Origin of the sequence: Marseilla massiliensis, assembly GCF_016899855.1 — a bacterium.
Lineage (GTDB): Bacteria > Bacteroidota > Bacteroidia > Bacteroidales > Bacteroidaceae > Prevotella.
In genome coordinates this window covers 1-1,376 of record NZ_JACJJG010000206.1, presented here as the reverse complement: position 1 = coordinate 1,376, position 1,376 = coordinate 1, and the positions used below count along the sequence as shown (strand labels likewise).

Sequence of the window (1,376 nt, the reverse complement as noted above, 5' to 3'; positions counted from 1 at the left end):
CCTTGAATTTATCTTCTGAACAAATCCTTGATTCCGTCCATGTCGAACGAAAGAGTGAAGCGCAGGGTCTGGTCGAGGGGCGTGATTTATGGCTCGGAGGTATAAAAATAGAGCACAGCATGGGCTTGTTGGGCCACAGCGACGCCGATGTTCTCATCCACGCGATATGCGATGCGCTGCTTGGTGCTGCCAATATGCGCGACATAGGCTACCATTTTCCGGATACGTCGGCCGATACTTTAAACGTCGACAGCAAGATTTTGCTGCACAAGACGGTAGAGCTGATAGCCACAAAGGGATATACTGTCGGCAACATCGACGCCACGGTGTGTGCCGAGCGGCCTAAAATAAATCCGCACGTGCCGGCCATGAAGGCTTGTCTTGCCGAGGTTATGGGTACCGACGAGGACAATATTTCCATTAAGGCGACCACCACTGAACGCCTCGGATTTACCGGACGCGAGGAGGGTATAAGCGCATACGCCGTGGTGCTGATAGCCAAGGACTGACTCCCTTAACATCTCCGATATAATTGATGGTTTTAGATGATAATCCAAAAGGCCGTCTTTCGCATTGCGAAAGGCGGCCTTTTAGCGTGCAAGAGACGGCGTTTGGGAAGCTTAAAGACCGTCTTTTGCAAATCCGTTAATAATCAACCGTTCAGCGATATAGCCCGTGTGCGTCAATAAACTCAGCCACGCGTGGCGGTACGAGATGGCTGAACGGCTCTCCTTCGGCTATCAGGCGGCGCACCTCGGTGCTGCTGCCCGGAACGAGTCCGGTATCGGCAAGCGTCACTCCGGCGGGCAGTGTAGTGGCGTCGAGCGCCGTGCCTTCGCGCGGATACACCACTACGGGATAGTTGGCAAGAATATCACGCGCGGCAAACCATTCGTCGAAGCGTGCCCAGTTGTCGGCTCCTATTAACAGGGTGAAGCGTCTGTCGGGGTAGTCGCGGGCCATTGCCTGAAGCGTATGCCACATGTATGACGGCCGTGGCATGCCGAATTCATAGTCGCATGCCGTCATGCGCGACTCGTTCTCGAGCGCGAGGCGTACCATCTCGAGGCGCATGTTGTCGTCAAGAAGGTGGAGCGCCCGCTTAAACGGGTTTTGCGGAGACACAACGAACCATATTTCATCGAGCCGTGCGACGGCAAGCAGCCTGCGCGCAAGCTCTACATGGCCGTTGTGTACGGGGTTGAACGTGCCGCCGAATATTCCTGTTTGGAGCATAGATAATATATTATTGGAGTTAAGGAGTAATGGAGTAAAGGAGTTAAGACAAATGACTTGTTGAATGAAAAGGTGAGAAGGTGAAAAAGTGAAAGACATTTCTACTTACTCCTTCCATCCTTACTCCTTTACTCCTAAAC

Annotated in this window: 2 protein-coding genes; one reads left to right on the top strand and one right to left on the bottom strand. The window is 52.8% G+C overall.

The window, feature by feature from the left end:
- The first annotated feature begins 68 nt into the window (after nt 1-68).
- Complete coding sequence (gene ispF / locus H6A34_RS14395; protein ID WP_205106076.1) at nt 69-509, top strand: 2-C-methyl-D-erythritol 2,4-cyclodiphosphate synthase; 441 nt, start codon at nt 69-71, stop codon at nt 507-509.
- 151 nt (nt 510-660) lie between these two features.
- On the opposite strand, the gene nadD is transcribed toward ispF, so the two are convergent.
- Nucleotides 661-1,236, bottom strand: coding sequence for a nicotinate (nicotinamide) nucleotide adenylyltransferase (gene nadD / locus H6A34_RS14390; protein ID WP_205106075.1), 576 nt, complete (start codon nt 1,234-1,236; stop codon nt 661-663).
- Between the last annotated feature and the right edge of the window lie 140 nt (nt 1,237-1,376).